General features: G+C 71.4%; 17 protein-coding genes. 6 read left to right on the plus strand and 11 right to left on the minus strand.

What is annotated here, in order from left to right:
* The first annotated feature begins 137 nt into the window (after nucleotides 1–137).
* Nucleotides 138–1,253: a recombinase RecA gene (recA, locus tag OG710_RS23125; RefSeq protein ID WP_111338570.1), complete on the plus strand. Its 1,116-nt coding sequence runs from the start codon at nucleotides 138–140 to the stop codon at nucleotides 1,251–1,253.
* Between the two features lie 4 nt (nucleotides 1,254–1,257).
* A complete protein-coding gene (gene recX / locus OG710_RS23130; protein ID WP_330241007.1) occupies nucleotides 1,258–1,899 on the plus strand; it encodes a recombination regulator RecX in 642 nt (213 codons plus the stop codon).
* Nucleotides 1,900–1,992: 93 nt separating this feature from the next.
* On the opposite strand, the gene OG710_RS23135 is transcribed toward recX, so the two are convergent.
* The 9 genes from OG710_RS23135 to OG710_RS23170 form a co-directional block, all read right to left on the minus strand.
* Nucleotides 1,993–2,637 carry a DUF6197 family protein gene (locus OG710_RS23135; protein ID WP_330241008.1) on the minus strand — a complete coding sequence of 215 codons (645 nt, stop codon included), beginning with the start codon at nucleotides 2,635–2,637 and terminating at the stop codon, nucleotides 1,993–1,995.
* Nucleotides 2,638–2,988: 351 nt separating this feature from the next.
* On the minus strand, nucleotides 2,989–3,378 hold the full coding sequence (locus OG710_RS23140) for a rhodanese-like domain-containing protein (RefSeq protein ID WP_111338573.1): 390 nt from the start codon (nucleotides 3,376–3,378) through the stop codon (nucleotides 2,989–2,991).
* Nucleotides 3,375–3,884 (minus strand): cysteine dioxygenase, encoded by a 510-nt coding sequence (locus OG710_RS23145; protein WP_330242324.1) that lies wholly within the window; start codon nucleotides 3,882–3,884, stop codon nucleotides 3,375–3,377. The genes OG710_RS23140 and OG710_RS23145 overlap by 4 nt, the downstream gene beginning before the upstream one ends.
* A gap of 110 nt (nucleotides 3,885–3,994) precedes the next feature.
* A complete protein-coding gene (locus OG710_RS31340; protein WP_338116662.1) occupies nucleotides 3,995–4,081 on the minus strand; it encodes a putative leader peptide in 87 nt (28 codons plus the stop codon).
* A gap of 32 nt (nucleotides 4,082–4,113) precedes the next feature.
* On the minus strand, nucleotides 4,114–5,730 hold the full coding sequence (locus OG710_RS23150) for an FAD-dependent monooxygenase (RefSeq protein WP_330241009.1): 1,617 nt from the start codon (nucleotides 5,728–5,730) through the stop codon (nucleotides 4,114–4,116).
* A gap of 203 nt (nucleotides 5,731–5,933) precedes the next feature.
* Nucleotides 5,934–6,845: an amino acid ABC transporter permease gene (locus OG710_RS23155; protein ID WP_330241010.1), complete on the minus strand. Its 912-nt coding sequence runs from the start codon at nucleotides 6,843–6,845 to the stop codon at nucleotides 5,934–5,936.
* The gene (locus OG710_RS23160; RefSeq protein ID WP_330241011.1) at nucleotides 6,842–7,510 is read right to left on the minus strand and encodes an amino acid ABC transporter permease; all 669 of its coding nucleotides are present in this window, start codon (nucleotides 7,508–7,510) and stop codon (nucleotides 6,842–6,844) included. Before OG710_RS23160 ends, OG710_RS23155 begins: the two co-directional genes overlap by 4 nt.
* Before the next feature lie 74 nt (nucleotides 7,511–7,584).
* Nucleotides 7,585–8,427 (minus strand): glutamate ABC transporter substrate-binding protein, encoded by an 843-nt coding sequence (locus OG710_RS23165; RefSeq protein ID WP_330241012.1) that lies wholly within the window; start codon nucleotides 8,425–8,427, stop codon nucleotides 7,585–7,587.
* A 71-nt stretch (nucleotides 8,428–8,498) separates the two neighbouring features.
* A complete protein-coding gene (locus OG710_RS23170; protein WP_330241013.1) occupies nucleotides 8,499–9,287 on the minus strand; it encodes an amino acid ABC transporter ATP-binding protein in 789 nt (262 codons plus the stop codon).
* 338 nt (nucleotides 9,288–9,625) lie between these two features.
* Here OG710_RS23170 and OG710_RS23175 point away from each other — a divergent pair, with 338 nt between their 5' ends.
* Nucleotides 9,626–10,318, plus strand: a complete 693-nt coding sequence (locus tag OG710_RS23175; protein WP_330241014.1) for a response regulator transcription factor — start codon at nucleotides 9,626–9,628, stop codon at nucleotides 10,316–10,318.
* A 15-nt stretch (nucleotides 10,319–10,333) separates the two neighbouring features.
* A complete protein-coding gene (locus OG710_RS23180; RefSeq protein ID WP_111338581.1) occupies nucleotides 10,334–11,728 on the plus strand; it encodes a sensor histidine kinase in 1,395 nt (464 codons plus the stop codon).
* A 12-nt stretch (nucleotides 11,729–11,740) separates the two neighbouring features.
* Here the strand turns inward: OG710_RS23180 and OG710_RS23185 are convergent, their stop codons facing one another.
* A complete protein-coding gene (locus tag OG710_RS23185) occupies nucleotides 11,741–12,739 on the minus strand; it encodes a TAXI family TRAP transporter solute-binding subunit (RefSeq protein WP_330241015.1) in 999 nt (332 codons plus the stop codon).
* A gap of 146 nt (nucleotides 12,740–12,885) precedes the next feature.
* On the opposite strand from OG710_RS23185, the gene miaB reads away from it, so the two are divergent.
* Together miaB and OG710_RS23195 are read left to right on the plus strand one after the other, a co-directional pair.
* Nucleotides 12,886–14,406 (plus strand): tRNA (N6-isopentenyl adenosine(37)-C2)-methylthiotransferase MiaB, encoded by a 1,521-nt coding sequence (miaB, locus tag OG710_RS23190; RefSeq protein ID WP_330241016.1) that lies wholly within the window; start codon nucleotides 12,886–12,888, stop codon nucleotides 14,404–14,406.
* 78 nt (nucleotides 14,407–14,484) lie between these two features.
* Nucleotides 14,485–15,198: a class III extradiol dioxygenase subunit B-like domain-containing protein gene (locus OG710_RS23195; protein ID WP_330241017.1), complete on the plus strand. Its 714-nt coding sequence runs from the start codon at nucleotides 14,485–14,487 to the stop codon at nucleotides 15,196–15,198.
* Nucleotides 15,199–15,271: 73 nt separating this feature from the next.
* Here OG710_RS23195 and OG710_RS23200 read toward each other — a convergent pair whose 3' ends face one another.
* Nucleotides 15,272–15,511 (minus strand): antitoxin, encoded by a 240-nt coding sequence (locus OG710_RS23200; protein WP_111338585.1) that lies wholly within the window; start codon nucleotides 15,509–15,511, stop codon nucleotides 15,272–15,274.
* Nucleotides 15,512–15,636 lie beyond the last annotated feature (125 nt).

The following is a 15,636-nucleotide window of genomic DNA, read 5'->3' on the forward strand; positions in this document are numbered from 1 at the left end:
GGGATTCCGGCCGGGTTTTCCCGGACCCCGGCCGTGGAGTTGTCCACAGGCCGGGAGGACGTCGAGGCCCATTGTCAGTGGCAGGGGTTAGCGTCTTTGACGTGAAGCGATCGACACAAGCAAATCGGGTGGAACCCATGGCAGGAACCGACCGCGAGAAGGCGCTGGACGCCGCACTCGCACAGATTGAACGGCAATTCGGCAAGGGCGCGGTGATGCGCCTGGGCGAGCGGCCGAACGAGCCCATCGAGGTGATTCCCACCGGGTCCACCGCGCTCGACGTCGCGCTCGGCGTCGGCGGCCTGCCGCGCGGCCGCGTGGTGGAGGTGTATGGACCGGAGTCCTCCGGCAAGACGACGCTGACGCTGCACGCCGTGGCGAACGCCCAGCGGCTCGGTGGCTCGGTGGCCTTCATCGACGCGGAGCACGCGCTCGACCCCGAGTACGCGAAGAAGCTCGGCGTCGACATCGACAGCCTCATCCTGTCCCAGCCGGACAACGGTGAGCAGGCCCTCGAGATCGTGGACATGCTGGTCCGCTCGGGCGCCCTCGACCTGATCGTCATCGACTCCGTCGCGGCCCTGGTGCCGCGCGCCGAGATCGAGGGCGAGATGGGCGACTCGCACGTGGGTCTCCAGGCCCGTCTGATGAGCCAGGCGCTCCGGAAGATCACCAGCGCGCTCAACCAGTCCAAGACCACCGCGATCTTCATCAACCAGCTCCGCGAGAAGATCGGTGTGATGTTCGGCTCGCCGGAGACCACCACCGGTGGCCGCGCGCTCAAGTTCTACGCCTCGGTGCGCCTCGACATCCGCCGCATCGAGACACTCAAGGACGGCACCGACGCGGTCGGCAACCGCACCCGCGTCAAGATCGTCAAGAACAAGGTCGCGCCGCCCTTCAAGCAGGCCGAGTTCGACATTCTCTACGGCCAAGGCATCAGCCGTGAGGGCGGCCTCATCGACATGGGCGTGGAGCACGGCTTCGTCCGCAAGGCCGGCGCCTGGTACACGTACGAGGGCGACCAGCTCGGCCAGGGCAAGGAGAACGCGCGCAACTTCCTCAAGGACAACCCCGACCTCGCCAACGAGATCGAGAAGAAGATCCTGGTGAAGCTGGGCGTCGGGGTCCGGCCCGAGGACGCGGCCGAGGCCGCTGCTGCGGAGACGGCGGCTCCGGCCGAGAGCGCGGCGAAGCCTGCGACGGCGGCGAGCAAGACGAAGCCGGCCAAGGCGGCCGCCGCCAAGAGCTGACCCCGTGACGCGTCGTACGGAGTGGCCGGAGGACACCGCCGGTCCCGGCCCGGCCCCCACCTCCGGTGCCGGAGCGGGACGCCGTTCCCGCTCGCGGTCCAGTGACAGCGGTTCCCCCTCCTCGTCGAGGGCCGAGAAGGGGGAGCCGCGCGACCCGGTCGAGCAGGCGCGCAACATCTGCCTGCGCCTGCTCACCGGCACGCCGCGCACCCGCAAGCAGCTCGCGGACGCCCTGCGCAAGCGGGAGATCCCGGACGAGGCGGCCGAGGAAGTGCTGTCCCGGTTCGAGGATGTCGGGCTGATCGACGACGCCGCCTTCGCCGACGCCTGGGTGGAGTCCCGTCACCACGGCCGCGGGCTCGCCCGGCGCGCGCTGGTCCGTGAGCTGCGGACCAAGGGGGTGGCCCCCTCGGTGATCGACGAAGCGGTGGGGCAGCTCGATTCGGAGCAGGAGGAGCAGACCGCGCGGGAGCTCGTCGCCCGCAAGCTCCGGTCCACGCGGGGGTTGGACCGGGACAAGCGGCTGCGCCGCCTCGCGGGCATGCTCGCCCGCAAGGGGTACGGCGAGGGCATGGCCCTGCGCGTGGTGCGCCGGGCGCTGGAGGAGGAAGGGGAGGACACGGAGGGGCTGGACGAGCCGTTCTGACCACCGGGGTCGGCAGGGGTCGGCGGGGGCCGGTGGGCGATCGAGGCCGGCCGCGGACCTGGGCGGCCAGGGCGTCAGGGGCGCGGCCTGCGCCTACTGACCGGCTCGGGCCGCGCGGCCGATGGTGGCGTCGATCAGCGCGAAGGCGTCCGCCGCGGTGCGTCCGGGGTAGCGGTTCCAGGGGCCGATAAGACCGGTCCAGCCCTGCGAGCGAAGCTCGGCGATCAGCCAGGCCCCGGCCCGGTCGACCGTCTCCGCCGAGCCGTAACCCAGCCGGTGCGCGGTGAGCATGGCACCACAGATGCAGCGTGCGCCCCGGATGTTGCGCAGCCGGTACGGGGTGTTCTGCCAGCCCCACGCGGTCAGGATCTGACGGGCATGGGCGAGATGGACGGACGGCGGCACGTCGGACCGCCCGATGCGGCGCCACACGTGGAGCCGGTCGGGCAGCATCGCCCCGATCCGGCCGGGCAGCGGGCGCTCGCGCGGCGCGGCGGGCGGCAGCGAGCCGACCGTGTCGGCGATGAGCCGGTCCACCGGTACGGAGAGCAGGGCGCGCCAGTCGGCGACGGGGGCGGGTGCGCCCGATGTGCCGCCGGCGGCGGCGGGCCGGGGGGCTTCGGCGGGCTCGGGGGCGGTCCGGTCCCAGCCGGTGATGATCTGCTGCCAGGCGTCCGTGTCGTGGAGGCGCGCGGCCTGGGCGTCGAGTTCGTCGGGGGTGAGGGCGGTGGTCGGCATCGGTGCGTGCTCCCCGTCGTAGCGGCGGTCCGGCGCCCTGACGGCGCTTCGGCGTTGCGGCGGCCGGTTCCGTGGGGCCGTGCGAGAGGCCCGCGCCCGCCGTGAGCCGAATGTCCGTCGGGCGGCCGGATCGCGCCGCCGGAGCGATGCCATACGGGTGTGTCGCGGCGCATTCCGGTAGAGGCGAAGCCCCTCTACGACCGGGGGCCGGTGAGGGGCCGCCCTCACGAGCAGCCCCTTGCCGGCCTCCTCACGAGCAGGCCCAAGCCGGTCCTTTCACCGGGCCCTCACGAACTGCCCCTCACTGGGCCACCGGGTCCCAGGGCCTCCGGGCCCCACTGGCCCCTCGGCTCAGCCCCGGACCGGCAGGCCCGCCGCGCGCCATGCCTGGAAGCCGCCCGCCAGATCCGTCGCCCGGTGCAGACCGAGCCGGTGCAGGGAGTCGGCTGCCAGGCTCGACGCGTAGCCCTCGTCGCAGATCACCACCACCCGCAGATCATGGTCCACCGCCTCCGGGACACGGTGGCTTCCCCGTGGGTCCAGCCGCCATTCCAGCTCATTGCGCTCGATGACCAGCGCGCCCGGAATCAGCCCGTCCCGCGCCCGCAGTTCCGCGTACCGGATGTCCACCAGCAGGGCGCCCGCTCGGAACGCCGCCCATGCCTCCTGCGGGTCGAGCCGTACATAACCGGATCTGATCCGCTCCAGCAACTCGTCGATCCCGGGCCGGTCGCCGCTCACTGCCAGTCCTCCGGCCCCTCGGTCTGCTCCAGGCGGAGCAGCGCGCCGCTGCGGCTGTAGCGCCGGATGCGCGGCAGCGGCGGGTAGTAGGCGTGGACGGAGACGGCGTGCTCCGTGGCGGACTCGTTCAGCACCTCGTGGACGTGGTGACGGCCGAAGGCCCGGCCCTGACCGGTGGTCAGCTCCCGGGTGCGGTCGAGGTCGGCGGCCAGCTCCAGGGTCTTCCAGCCCTCGGTGGGCAGCCGGGCCGCGAGGGAGTGCTCCCGCAGCGTGCCGGCGGCGGTGAGGAAGGCGCCGACCGAGTCGGCGTGGTCGTGCCAGCCGGTGCCGGTGCCCGGCGGCCAGCCGATCAGCCACGCCTCGCTGCCGCCCGGACCGTCGAGCCGGAGCCAGGTCCGGCCCTCGGGATCGAGGGGAAGGGAAGCGACGAGTGCGGTGTCCGCGGCGACGCGGCGGACGAAGTCGAGCAGATGCGCCGCGGTCGGGGCCGGGGCGGACGTGCGCATGGGCACGGGAACGACGGGGAACGAAGAGGCAGACACGGAGACCGTCCTGAGAGTACGCGCGGACGCCCCGCCGCACGGCACAGCGCACGGCGGGAGCAGGTGAAGGCGATTCAGCAGGACGGACGACACACGCAGCCCGCATAGCGGAGCAGGTCCATATGGACCCTCCGCCACAGGCGCACATCGGTGCCGGTCATGATCGGGAGTAGACCACGCGCACCGACTCCGGTCAATTGACGTCAGCGGTCCGGTCGTCGCGCACCGAGGTGCCGGCCGTGCCGCCGCGCACCGCGTCCGCCGCCGCGAACAGCTCGGCCGGCCGCACCCCGCCGAACGCCTCGACGAGATGGCCGTCCGGCCTGACCAGCAGCACCGTGTGCGCGGAGGCCCCCGGATAGCTCTCGGCCACCAGCAGCTCGGCCGGTGCGGGCAGCGCCTCGACGGCCTCCGCCAGCCGGGGCATCACCCCGGCGCGCATCCAGTGCCGCCGGTCCCACACCCCGGTCCCCGGCGCCACGAGCACCACCAGCAACTGCCCGCGCCCCAGCCGTTCGCGCAGCCGCACAGCGGTGCCGTCGGGCGCCATCACCCGTACATCGGCCACCGGCGCACCGGGGGGCGTACCGACCGCGGTGTGCGCCTCGGCGCGCGGGGGCGCAAGGGGGGACAGGGCGTAGGAAGGGGGCGCACCGAGGGGGCCGCAGCCCAGATGCCCGTCCGTGAGCAGTGAGTCGTGCCCCCGTGCGCTCCCCGGTACGAGGGTCCGCAGGCCCCCGCCGCCGCGCAGTATCGGCAGCGACTGGTCGGCGGCGCGCAGCCGGGCGGCCACGGCGGCCCGGCGTTCGGCCTGGTAGCTGTCGAGGAGCGCGTCGGACGCGTCGTCGTGCCAGGCCAGGGCCAGCTTCCAGGCCAGGTTCTCCGCGTCGCGCAGCCCCTCGTCCAGGCCCTGGGTGCCCAGCGCGCCGAGGAGATGGGCGGCATCCCCGGCGAGGAAGGCCCGCTTCACACGCCAGCGGCGGGCGAGCCGGTGGTGGAGCGTGTAGACGCCGGTGTCCAGCAACTCGTACGGGGGCGTCTCGCCGCACCAGCCGGCCAGGGTGTCCCGGACCCTGGTGACCAGGGCGTCCGGCGTGACCAGCTCGCCGCGCGCGGGCAGCAGCCAGTCCAGCCGCCACACGTCGTCCGGCAGCGGCCTGGCGGTCACCTCGGCGCCGCCCGTCCGCCACGGCGGCGACCGGTGCAGGACGGCCTCGCCGGGCCGGGGCAGCTCGGCGCGCAGCGCGGCCACGGCGTGCCGTTCCACCGCGGTGCGGCCGGGAAACCTGATGTCGAGGAGTTTGCGCACGGTGGACCGGGCGCCGTCGCAGCCGACCAGGTAGCTCCCCCGCCACCAGGTCGAACCGGGTTCCCTGGTGTGCACGGTGACCCCGGCCGGGTCCTGCTCCAGCGTGTCGATGCGGCTCGGCCCCGCCGTGCGTACCAGCTCCTGCGCGGCCACCGCGTCCCGCAGGCCGCGTACCAGCGCGTGCTGCGGGACGTGGACGGGGGCGGCCGGTGCGCCGCTGCCGGGGTCCGGGTCCTCGCCGAGCGGCAGCTCGCGCACCAGCTGCTTGCGCCGCACGGACCGCCAGCCGGTCCAGCGCAGCCCCTCGTCGGCCAGCGTCTTGCAGCCGAGGCGTTCCAGGAAGGCGGCGGTGTCCTCGCGCAGGACGACCGTGCGGGCGGGGCGGGTCTCGTTCCTGGCCGGGTCCTCGTCGAGCAGGATGGACGGCACGCCCTGTGCGGCGAGGGCGAGCGAGAGGGCCAGGCCGACGGGCCCGGCGCCGACGACGATCACCGGGTCCACGGCGCGTCCCCCGTCGGGAGTCCGGTGAAACGGAGCGGAGGGTGCGCGGGGGGCGAAGGGGGTGCGGCGGCGTAGGGGACTCGGTGCGCGATCACAGAACGTATGCAACCTACTGCCGGTGCCCGCGTCAAGCGACGCCGGAACGCGGCGAGGGGCGGTGGCAGCTGCGCCACCGCCCCTCGCGGACGTGTTTCGACGGCTCGTCAGGCGGCGCTTCCGTCGTCCGTCTTGAGCGCCGGCGCACCGACTGCCTCCGGACCGCCCCCCGGCCCGTTGGTCACGACCGCGCCCGTGCTCTTCTTCCCGCGCCGCAGCCACCGCTCCAGCCAGCTCGCGAAGGACGTCAGGGCGAAGTTCAGCGCGAGGTAGATCAGCGCGATGATCGTGAAGCACGCGATGGTGTTCGAACCGTAGTTCGCGGACATCGGCCGGACGGAGGCCAGCAGTTCCGGGTAGCTGAGGACGGCACCGCCCAGGGCGGTGTCCTTCACGATCACCACGAGTTGGCTGACGATGGCCGGCAGCATGGCGGTGACCGCCTGCGGCAGCAGTACGAAGACCATCGTCTGGCCCTTGCGCATCCCGATCGCCTTGGCGGCGTCCGTCTGCCCGCGGGGGAGCGTCAGGATGCCGGCCCGCACGATCTCGGCGAGCACCGAGGCGTTGTAGAGCACCAGACCCGTCACCACGGCGTACAGCAGACGGGTGTCGGGGTCGAAGTCGGCGTACTCGGAGTACGCGGCGTTGGCGATGATCATCAGGAGCAGTACGGGGATGGCGCGGAAGAACTCCACGACCACACCGCTCGGCACGCGTACCCAGCGGTGGTCCGAGAGCCGCCCGATCCCGAAGAGCGCGCCCAGCGGCAGCGCGATGAGCAGCGAGTAGAACGCCGCCTTGATGGTGTTCTGGAAGCCCGGCCAGATATACGTCTCCCACGCCTGGGTTCCGACGAAGAATGGCTTCCACTTGACCCAGTCGAGCTGATGCTTCTCGGCGAGACCGTCGTACACCCACCACACCGCCGCCGCGGCGGCCAGCACGAACAGCACGGTGTACAGGACGTTGCGCCGCTTGGCGCGGGGCCCCTGCGCGTCGTAGAGAACGGAACTCATCGCTTCACCGCCACCTTCTTGGCCACCCAGCCGAGGATCAGACCGGTCGGGAGGGTCAGGACGACGAAGCCGAGGACGAAGACACCCGAGATCAGCAGCAGCTGGGCCTCGTTCTCGACCATTTCCTTCATCAGGTACGAGGCTTCGGCGACCCCGATCGCTGCTGCGACGGTGGTGTTCTTCGTCAGCGCGATGAGCACGTTGGACAGCGGGTTGACCACCGACCGGAACGCCTGCGGGAGCACGATCAGCCGCAGCACCTGGGTGAAGCTGAGCCCGAGCGCCCGCGCCGCCTCCGCCTGGCCCACCGGGACCGTGTTGATGCCCGAACGCAGGGCCTCGCACACGAACGAGGCGGTGTAGACGATGAAGGCGAGCACCGCGAGCCGGAAGTTGATGACCTTGAAGTCACCATCGCCACCGAGCGTGATCTGCAGGGTCTGGAAGAGGCCCAGCGAGGCGAAGACGATGATCACGGTCAGCGGAATGTTCCGGATCACGTTCACGTAGGCGGTCGCGAAACCGCGCATCAGGGGGACCGGGCTGACCCTCATGCCGGCCAGCAGCGTTCCCCATATGAGGGAGCCGAGGGCGGAGAAGACGGTGAGTTTCACCGTGACCCAGAAGGCCCCCAGCAGGTCATAACCATCAAGAAAGTCGAACACGATCTCCCGCGCTTCCGCGTGTAGAGGGCGCGGCGCGCCGCCGGTCAGCGGCGGCGCGCCCGGTCAGCCCTGCTTCACTTGACGACGTTGCCGATCTTCGGGGCGGGCTCGTTCTTGTAGCCGGCCGGACCGAAGTTGGCCTCGACCGCCTTGTCCCAGGAGCCGTCCTCGACCATCTTGGTCAGCGCGTCGTTGACCTTCTTCTTGAGGTCGGCGTCGCCCTTCTTCAGGCCGATGCCGTAGTTCTCGTTGGTCATCTTGAAGCCGGCCAGCTTGAACTTGCCCTTGTTGGCGTCCTGCGAGGCGTAGCCGGCCAGGATGCTGTCGTCCGTGGTCAGCGCGTCGACGGCCTTGTTCTCGAGGCCGGTCAGGCACTCGGAGTAGCCGCCGTACTCCAGCAGCTGCGCCTTCGGGGCCAGCTTGTCATGGACGTTCTGCGCGGAGGTCGAACCGGCGACCGAGCAGAGCTTCTTGTTGTTCAGGTCCTCGGGCTTCTTGAACGAGTCGTCGTCCGCGCGGACCAGGATGTCCTGGTGGGCCAGCAGGTACGGACCGGCGAAGTCGACCTTCTGCAGGCGCTCGTCGGTGATCGAGTAGGAGGCGACGATGAACTTGACGTCACCGCGCGAGATCGCCGTCTCGCGGTCGGCGCTCTTCGTCTCCTTGAACTCGATGTTCTTGGCGTCGTAGCCGAGCTCCTTGGCGACGTACGTGGCGACGTCGACGTCGAAGCCGGTGAACTTGCCGTCCGGGGTCTTCAGGCCGATACCCGGCTGGTCGATCTTGATGCCGATGGTGATCTTCTTGCCGTCGCCGGAGCCGGCCGCGTCGTCCTTGTCGTCGGAGCCGCAGGCGGTGGCGGTGAGGGCGAGAGCGAGCACGGCGGCCGAGGCGGCGGTGACCTTACGAAGCTGCATGGTGAGATTCCCCTGGGGTTGACGCGATGTGAGTGATCAGCAGATACGGAAGCCCGGTGCTGAAGGCTCCATCAGTGGTGAAGGATCTTCGAAAGGAAGTCCTTGGCCCGGTCGCTGCGCGGGTTGCTGAAGAACTGGTCGGGCGTGGCCTCTTCGACGATCTTCCCGTCCGCCATGAAGACGACCCGGTTGGCCGCGGAGCGGGCGAAGCCCATCTCGTGGGTGACGACGACCATCGTCATGCCCTCGCGGGCGAGCTGCTGCATGACCTCCAGCACCTCGTTGATCATCTCCGGGTCGAGCGCCGAGGTCGGCTCGTCGAAGAGCATGACCTTCGGGTCCATCGCCAGGGCCCGCGCGATCGCCACGCGCTGCTGCTGGCCGCCGGACAGCTGGGAGGGGTACTTGTCGGCCTGGGTGCCGACGCCCACCCGGTCGAGCAGCGCACGCGCCTTGTCCTCGGCCGCCTTCTTGTCCGCCTTGCGGACCTTCAGCTGGCCGAGCGTCACGTTCTCCAGGACCGTCTTGTGGGCGAAGAGGTTGAACGACTGGAAGACCATGCCGACATCGGCCCGCAGCCGCGCCAGCTCCCGGCCCTCGTCGGGCAGCGGCTTCCCGTCGATCGAGATCGAGCCCGAGTCGATCGTCTCCAGCCGGTTGATCGTGCGGCACAGCGTGGACTTCCCGGACCCGGACGGCCCGATGACGACCACGACCTCGCCGCGGGCGATCGTCAGGTCGATGTCCTGGAGCACATGCAGTGCGCCGAAGTGCTTGTTGACGTTGCTCAGCACGACCAGATCGCCGGCGGGCGCGGGTGCAGCGTCCTCGGCGCCCTTGGTCACTGAAACTCCGCTCATCGGCTTCTAGCTCCGTCCTCCTCGATTGGGAAGGACCCTAGTGACGCAGTGCTACCAGCGTCATTACATCTGAGCGGAAATTGAGCATAACGATCCGGCGGCAACCGGACACTCCGTGTGAAGGGGACGTCACGCCAGTCGTACCGGGCGTACCGGGTGCATAACAGAAACCCGGATGTATCGGGCAGGCCCTTGACTGTCCACCCCTCATCGGCGTGGATTCCCTGGTACACCCCTATGGGGAACACCCCGGAACGGGGAAGTGACCAGGGGCGTACACGACCGTACGCACACACCGACACACACCCGGCACACGCCACCGTCGGAGAGGGGGTTCCATGAGACTGCTGCTCGTCGAGGACGACAACCATGTCGCCGCCGCCCTGTCCGCGATCCTCGCCCGGCATGGCTTCCAGGTGGTCCACGCACGCAGCGGCGACGAGGCCCTCCAGGCCCTCCTGCCCACCGACACCGAGCCGTTCGGCGTCGTGCTCCTCGACCTCGGGCTGCCCGACCAGGACGGCTACGAGGTGTGCGGCAAGATCCGCAAGCGCAGCTCGGTGCCCGTGATCATGGTGACCGCCCGCGCCGACGTACGCTCCCGCATCCACGGGCTCAACCTCGGCGCCGACGACTACGTGACCAAGCCGTACGACACCGGCGAACTGCTCGCCCGCATCCACGCGGTCAGCCGCCGCAAGACGAGCAACGAGGACACCGTGTCCACCCCCGCCGCCGCACTGCGCCTCGGCCACGTCAGCATCGAGCTGCCGACCCGCCGGGTCAGCGTCGACGGCGCCGAGGTCCAGCTCACCCGCAAGGAGTTCGACCTGCTCGCCCTGCTCGCACAGCGGCCCGGCGTGGTCTTCCGCCGCGAACAGATCATCAGCGAGGTGTGGCGCACCAGCTGGGAGGGAACAGGGCGCACGCTGGAGGTGCACGTCGCCTCGCTGCGCTCCAAACTCCGGCTGCCCGCACTCATCGAGACGGTGCGCGGGGTCGGCTACCGCCTCGTCTCCCCGCACGCGTAAAGGCGTTCGTCCCCGGTGCGTACCCGGCTGCTTCCGCTGCTCATCGTCCTGATGGCGAGCGTGCTGCTCGCGCTCGGCTTCCCGCTCGCCGTCAGCGTGGCGGCCGCCGAGCAGCAACGCGTCGTGATCGACCGGATCGACGACACGGCCCGCTTCGCCGCACTCGCCCAGTTCATCACCGAGCGCACCAACGGCTACGACGAGCGGCGCCGTACCCTCCAGACCGAACTGGAAACGTACGACTCCGTGTACGGCATCCGGGCCGGCGTCTTCTACCGCGACGACTCCGCCATGGCCAAGGCCCCGGCCTCCTGGCGGCTGCCCGTCGAGGGCGAGGGCCGCGCCGCGTTCAACGAGGCACTGCTCGGCCGCCGCAGCCACGACCCGCCGCAGGTCTGGCCCTGGCAGGACGGCCGCGTGGTCGTAGCCTCGCCCGTCGTACGCGACGGAGACGTCATCGCCGTCGTCGTCATCGACTCGCCGACCGGCCAGATGCGCGCCGACACCCTGCGCGGCTGGCTCCTCGTCGCGGCCGGCGAGGCCATCGCGATGCTGGTCGCCGTAGGCGCCGCCATCCGCCTCACCGGCTGGGTGCTGCTCCCCGTCAAGACCCTGGACGCCGCCGCCCACGACATCGCCAGCGGCCGGATGCGCTCCCGCGTCGTGGCCTCCGGCGGCCCCCCGGAACTCCGGCGGCTGGCCCGCTCGTTCAACGAGATGGCCGACAACGTCGAGGACGTGCTGGAGCAGCAGCGCGCCTTCGTCGCCGACGCCTCCCACCAGCTGCGCAACCCGCTGGCCGCGCTGCTCCTGCGCATCGAACTGCTCGCCCTCGAACTCCCCGAGGGCAACGAGGAGATCGCCTCCGTACGCACCGAGGGCCGCCGCCTCGGACAGGTCCTCGACGACCTGCTCGACCTGGCACTCGCCGAGCACGCCGAGAGCGACCTCCAGCTCACCGACATCGGCGCGCTCACCGCCGAACGGGTCGCGTCCTGGCGCCCGGTCGCCGAGGAGAAGGGCGTCCGGCTGCGCGCCGGAGGGCCGCCCGCCGTCACCGCATGGGCCGACCCCATCGCCCTGTCCAGCGCCCTCGACGCCATCATCGACAACGCCCTCAAGTTCACCCCGGCCGGCGAGGAGGTCGACGTCACTGTCGCCTCCGGCAGCCGGCACGTCACCGTCGTCGTCGCGGACGGCGGTCCCGGCCTCACCGACCAGGAACTCGAACGGGTCGGCGACCGCTTCTGGCGCAGCTCCCAGCACCAGAACATCCAGGGCTCGGGCCTCGGCCTCTCCATCTCCCGGACGCTCCTGGCGGCCGGCGGCGGCTCGCTGTCGTACGCGCGCAAGGAGCCGTACGGACTGAGCGTGACGGTCTCCGTGCCGCGCCACGACCCGAAGGGCTGAGGCGCGGAGCCGTTACGGCTTGACCGAGCGGTAGTAGCGCTTGGCGCCCTCGTGCAGCGGAAGCGGATCGGTGTAGATCGCCGTCCGCAGGTCCACCAGCTGGGCCGCGTGCACCTCGCGCCCGATGCGGTCCCGGCTGTCGATGACGGTACGGGTGAACGCCTCCGTCATCGCCGCGTCCGTGCGGTCCGTGGTGACCAGCACATTGGCGACCGCCACCGTGGGAACGGCCTGACCCTGCTGCGCCTTGCGGTACGCGTCGGCCGGCATCACGGCCGAACGGTAGTAGCGCGTCGGGCCGCCCGCCGCCTGGAGCCGCTTGATCAGGGCGTCCTCCAGCGGTACGAGCCGCACCGGGAACCGGTCCGACAGATCGGCCACCGCCGTCGTCGGCAGCCCGCCGGACCAGAAGAACGCGTCGAGCTCGCCCTCCTCCAGCAGCTTCGGCATGGTGTCGATGCCCACCGACAGCGGCGTCACATCCTCGACGGGGTCGAGCCCCGCCGCCGTCATCAGCCGGTCCGCGACCAGCTTCACCCCGGACCCCGGCTGCCCCACCGCGACCCTGCGGCCCCGCAGATCCGCCACGCTCCCGATGTCCGAATCCCGCTTCACGACCAGCTGTATGTAGTCGTCGTACAGCCGCACACAGCCGCGCAGCCGCTCGTAGCCGGGCTTGCGGGCACGCAGATAGGTGGCGACGGCGTCGGTGGTGGCGATGGTGAAGTCCGCCTCGCCGGCCGCGACCCTGGCGAGGTTCTGTTGCGAACCCTCGCTGGTCTGGAGCTTTATCGACACGCGGGGAAGATCCTTGGCCAGGGCACCCTTCAGCCGCTCCCCGTACCGCTGGTAGACGCCGCTGCGCACCCCCGTACTGAACGACAGGCTGCCCTTGGGCTCCGGATCGCCGAGCGGGAACAGCCACCAGAGCAGCGTGCCGAGCACGACGGCGAGAGCGGCGCCCGCCCGGACGGAGCGGCGCCGGCCGATTCGGGACAGGGCCGGGAGCATGGCGGCGATCCTGCCAGGTGGCCACCGGCCCTGGCCAGGGCCGTCCGCCGGATCACCCCCGGATCACCCCCGGCTCGCCCACCGGACCGCCTGCCGGATCGCCCGCCCGAGGCGGACGGGTGCCGGGCAGCGCCTACCCTTGTCGCATGAGCAGCGGCAACCGGAGCGAAGCAGTGGACGTCAGAAGAAGCTATGAGGTGCGCACCTACGGGTGCCAGATGAACGTCCACGACTCCGAGCGCTTGTCGGGGCTCCTGGAGGACGCCGGATACGTCCGGGCGCCCGAGGGCTCCGACGGCGACGCCGACGTCGTCGTCTTCAACACCTGCGCCGTCCGCGAGAACGCCGACAACAAGCTGTACGGCAACCTCGGCCGGCTCGCCCCGATGAAGACCAAGCGCCCCGGCATGCAGATCGCCGTCGGCGGCTGCCTCGCCCAGAAGGACCGCGACACCATCGTCCGGCGCGCCCCCTGGGTCGACGTCGTCTTCGGCACGCACAACATCGGCAAGCTGCCCGTGCTGCTGGAGCGCGCCCGCGTCCAGGAGGAGGCGCAGGTCGAGATCGCCGAGTCCCTGGAGGCCTTCCCCTCCACGCTGCCCACCCGCCGCGAGTCCGCGTACGCCGCGTGGGTCTCCATCTCCGTGGGCTGCAACAACACCTGCACCTTCTGCATCGTCCCGGCCCTGCGCGGGAAGGAGAAGGACCGCCGCACCGGCGACATCCTCGCCGAGATCGAGGCCCTGGTCGCCGAAGGCGTCTCCGAGATCACCCTCCTCGGACAGAACGTCAACGCGTACGGCTCCGACATCGGCGACCGGGAGGCGTTCTCCAAGCTGCTGCGCGCCTGCGGGAAGATCGAGGGCCTGGAGCGCGTCCGCTTCACCTCGCCGCACCCCCGCGACTTCACCGACGACGTCATCGCCGCCATGGCCGAGACGCCCAACGTGATGCCGCAGCTGCACATGCCGATGCAGTCCGGATCGGACAAGGTCCTCAAGGCGATGCGCCGCTCGTACCGGCAGGAACGCTTCCTCGGCATCATCGAGAAGGTCCGCGCCGCGATGCCCGACGCCGCCATCTCCACCGACATCATCGTCGGCTTCCCCGGCGAGACCGAGGAGGACTTCGGGCAGACCATGCACGCGGTCCGCGAGGCCCGCTTCGCGAACGCCTTCACCTTCCAGTACTCCAAGCGGCCCGGCACCCCCGCCGCCGACATGGAGGGGCAGATCCCCAAGGAGGTCGTCCAGGAACGCTACATGCGCCTGTCCGCCCTCCAGGAGTCGATCTCCTGGGACGAGAACAAGAAGCAGATCGGCCGCACCCTGGAGGTCATGGTCGCCGAGGGCGAGGGCCGCAAGGACGGCGCCACCCACCGGCTGTCCGGCCGCGCCCCCGACAACCGCCTGGTCCACTTCACCAAGCCGGACCAGGACGTGCGCCCCGGCGACGTGGTGACCGTCGAGATCACCTACGCCGCCCCGCACCACCTGCTCGCCGAGGGCGCCCCGGTCGCGGTGCGCAGGACCCGCTCGGGCGACGCCTGGGAGAAGCGCAACGCGGCCGAGGCCGCCAAGCCGGCCGGCGTCATGCTCGGCCTGCCCGGCATCGGCGCCCCGGCGCCCCTGCCCGCGACGGCCGCGCCGGGCTGCGGCTGCGACTGAGCCCTCGGTACGGGGACGGGCGCGCGGCCCGGTACGCGACCGGGGCGGGCAGGGGCGCCGGGCAGTACGCTGCCGACCATGCTTGTCGCCGCCGCAGTCTGCCCCTGTCCGCCGCTGCTCGTCCCCGATGTGGCCGCCGGTGCCGCGCCCGAACTGGACGCCGCCCGCACGGCGTGCACCGACGCCCTGGGCGTCCTCGCGGCCTCCCGGCCCGACCTGCTCGTGGTGATCGGCCCGGCCGCGCAGGCCGGGCGCGGCCCCCACCCGGAAGGGGCCGCCGGCGACTTCCGGGAATTCGGCGTCGACGTGGAGGTTCGGCTCGGCCGGGACCGGGGAACACCGCCGGACCGCCCGCTGCCGCCGTCGCTCGCCGTGGGCGCCTGGCTCCTCGCCCGCACCGGCTGGGCGGACGCGCCCGTCGAGGGCCTCGGCGTGGGCGAACCGCTGGAGACCGCCCGCTGCGTGGAGACCGGGCGGGAGCTGGCCCGTCGCGCGGACCGGGTCGCCCTGCTGGTGATGGGCGACGGCAGCGCCTGCCGCACCGTGAAGGCTCCGGGCTACCTGGACGAGCGCGCCGCCGACTTCGACGCGGCCGCCGCACGGGCCCTCGGCGCCGCCGACCCGGAGGCGCTGACCGCGCTGGACGAGGCCCTGGCGTACGAACTCAAGGCCGCCGGGCGCGCGCCCTGGCAGGTGCTCGCCGGGGCGGCCGAGGGCGCCGGCCTCGACGGGCGGCTGCTGTACGAGGACGCGCCGTACGGGGTGGGCTACCTGGTCGCCGCCTGGTCCTGAACGGACCGCCCCACGGCGAAGGGCCCCGGAGCGGTCGCGCTCCGGGGCCCTTCCGCGTCTACGCCGCAGCGCGTCAGGCGGCCGGCGGCGGCGTCGTGCCGTCGTTCTTGTTCGCCAGCTTGTCCACCGCGTCCTTGGCCTTCTGCCGGCCGGTCACGATCTTGTCGCTGTACTTGCCCTTGGTCTTCTGGTCCACCGTACGGGCGGCCTTCTCCAGGCCCTGGTCGATCTTGTCCCCGTGCTGCTGCGCGAGGTCGCTGACCTTCTCCTTCGCCGGGGCCAGCTTCGCCTTCACACTGTCCATGAAGCCCATCGGGCACCTTCTCCGCTCGGAAATTGTGAGAAATAACCCATATGTACATCCAGTGTACGGGTATGCCCGCACTGTTGCGTCACCTTCCCCGTCCGAGCTTCGCTCATTCGGGATGCGAGCCGGAG

Source organism: Streptomyces sp. NBC_00525, assembly GCF_036346595.1.
Classification (GTDB): Bacteria; Actinomycetota; Actinomycetes; order Streptomycetales; family Streptomycetaceae; genus Streptomyces.

Excerpts from the sequence above, each read along its gene's own strand:
- recA (WP_111338570.1), top strand. The coding sequence starts at position 138 with ATGGCAGGAACCGACCGCGAGAAGGCGCTGGACGCCGCACTCGCACAG.
- OG710_RS23135 (WP_330241008.1), bottom strand. The coding sequence starts at position 2,637 with ATGCCGACCACCGCCCTCACCCCCGACGAACTCGACGCCCAGGCCGCG.
- OG710_RS23145 (WP_330242324.1), bottom strand. The coding sequence starts at position 3,884 with ATGCGCACGTCCGCCCCGGCCCCGACCGCGGCGCATCTGCTCGACTTC.
- OG710_RS31340 (WP_338116662.1), bottom strand. The coding sequence starts at position 4,081 with ATGACCGGCACCGATGTGCGCCTGTGGCGGAGGGTCCATATGGACCTG.
- OG710_RS23155 (WP_330241010.1), bottom strand. The coding sequence starts at position 6,845 with ATGAGTTCCGTTCTCTACGACGCGCAGGGGCCCCGCGCCAAGCGGCGC.
- OG710_RS23165 (WP_330241012.1), bottom strand. The coding sequence starts at position 8,427 with ATGCAGCTTCGTAAGGTCACCGCCGCCTCGGCCGCCGTGCTCGCTCTC.
- OG710_RS23170 (WP_330241013.1), bottom strand. The coding sequence starts at position 9,287 with ATGAGCGGAGTTTCAGTGACCAAGGGCGCCGAGGACGCTGCACCCGCG.
- OG710_RS23175 (WP_330241014.1), top strand. The coding sequence starts at position 9,626 with ATGAGACTGCTGCTCGTCGAGGACGACAACCATGTCGCCGCCGCCCTG.
- OG710_RS23185 (WP_330241015.1), bottom strand. The coding sequence starts at position 12,739 with ATGCTCCCGGCCCTGTCCCGAATCGGCCGGCGCCGCTCCGTCCGGGCG.
- miaB (WP_330241016.1), top strand. The coding sequence starts at position 12,886 with ATGAGCAGCGGCAACCGGAGCGAAGCAGTGGACGTCAGAAGAAGCTAT.
- OG710_RS23195 (WP_330241017.1), top strand. The coding sequence starts at position 14,485 with ATGCTTGTCGCCGCCGCAGTCTGCCCCTGTCCGCCGCTGCTCGTCCCC.
- OG710_RS23200 (WP_111338585.1), bottom strand. The coding sequence starts at position 15,511 with ATGGGCTTCATGGACAGTGTGAAGGCGAAGCTGGCCCCGGCGAAGGAG.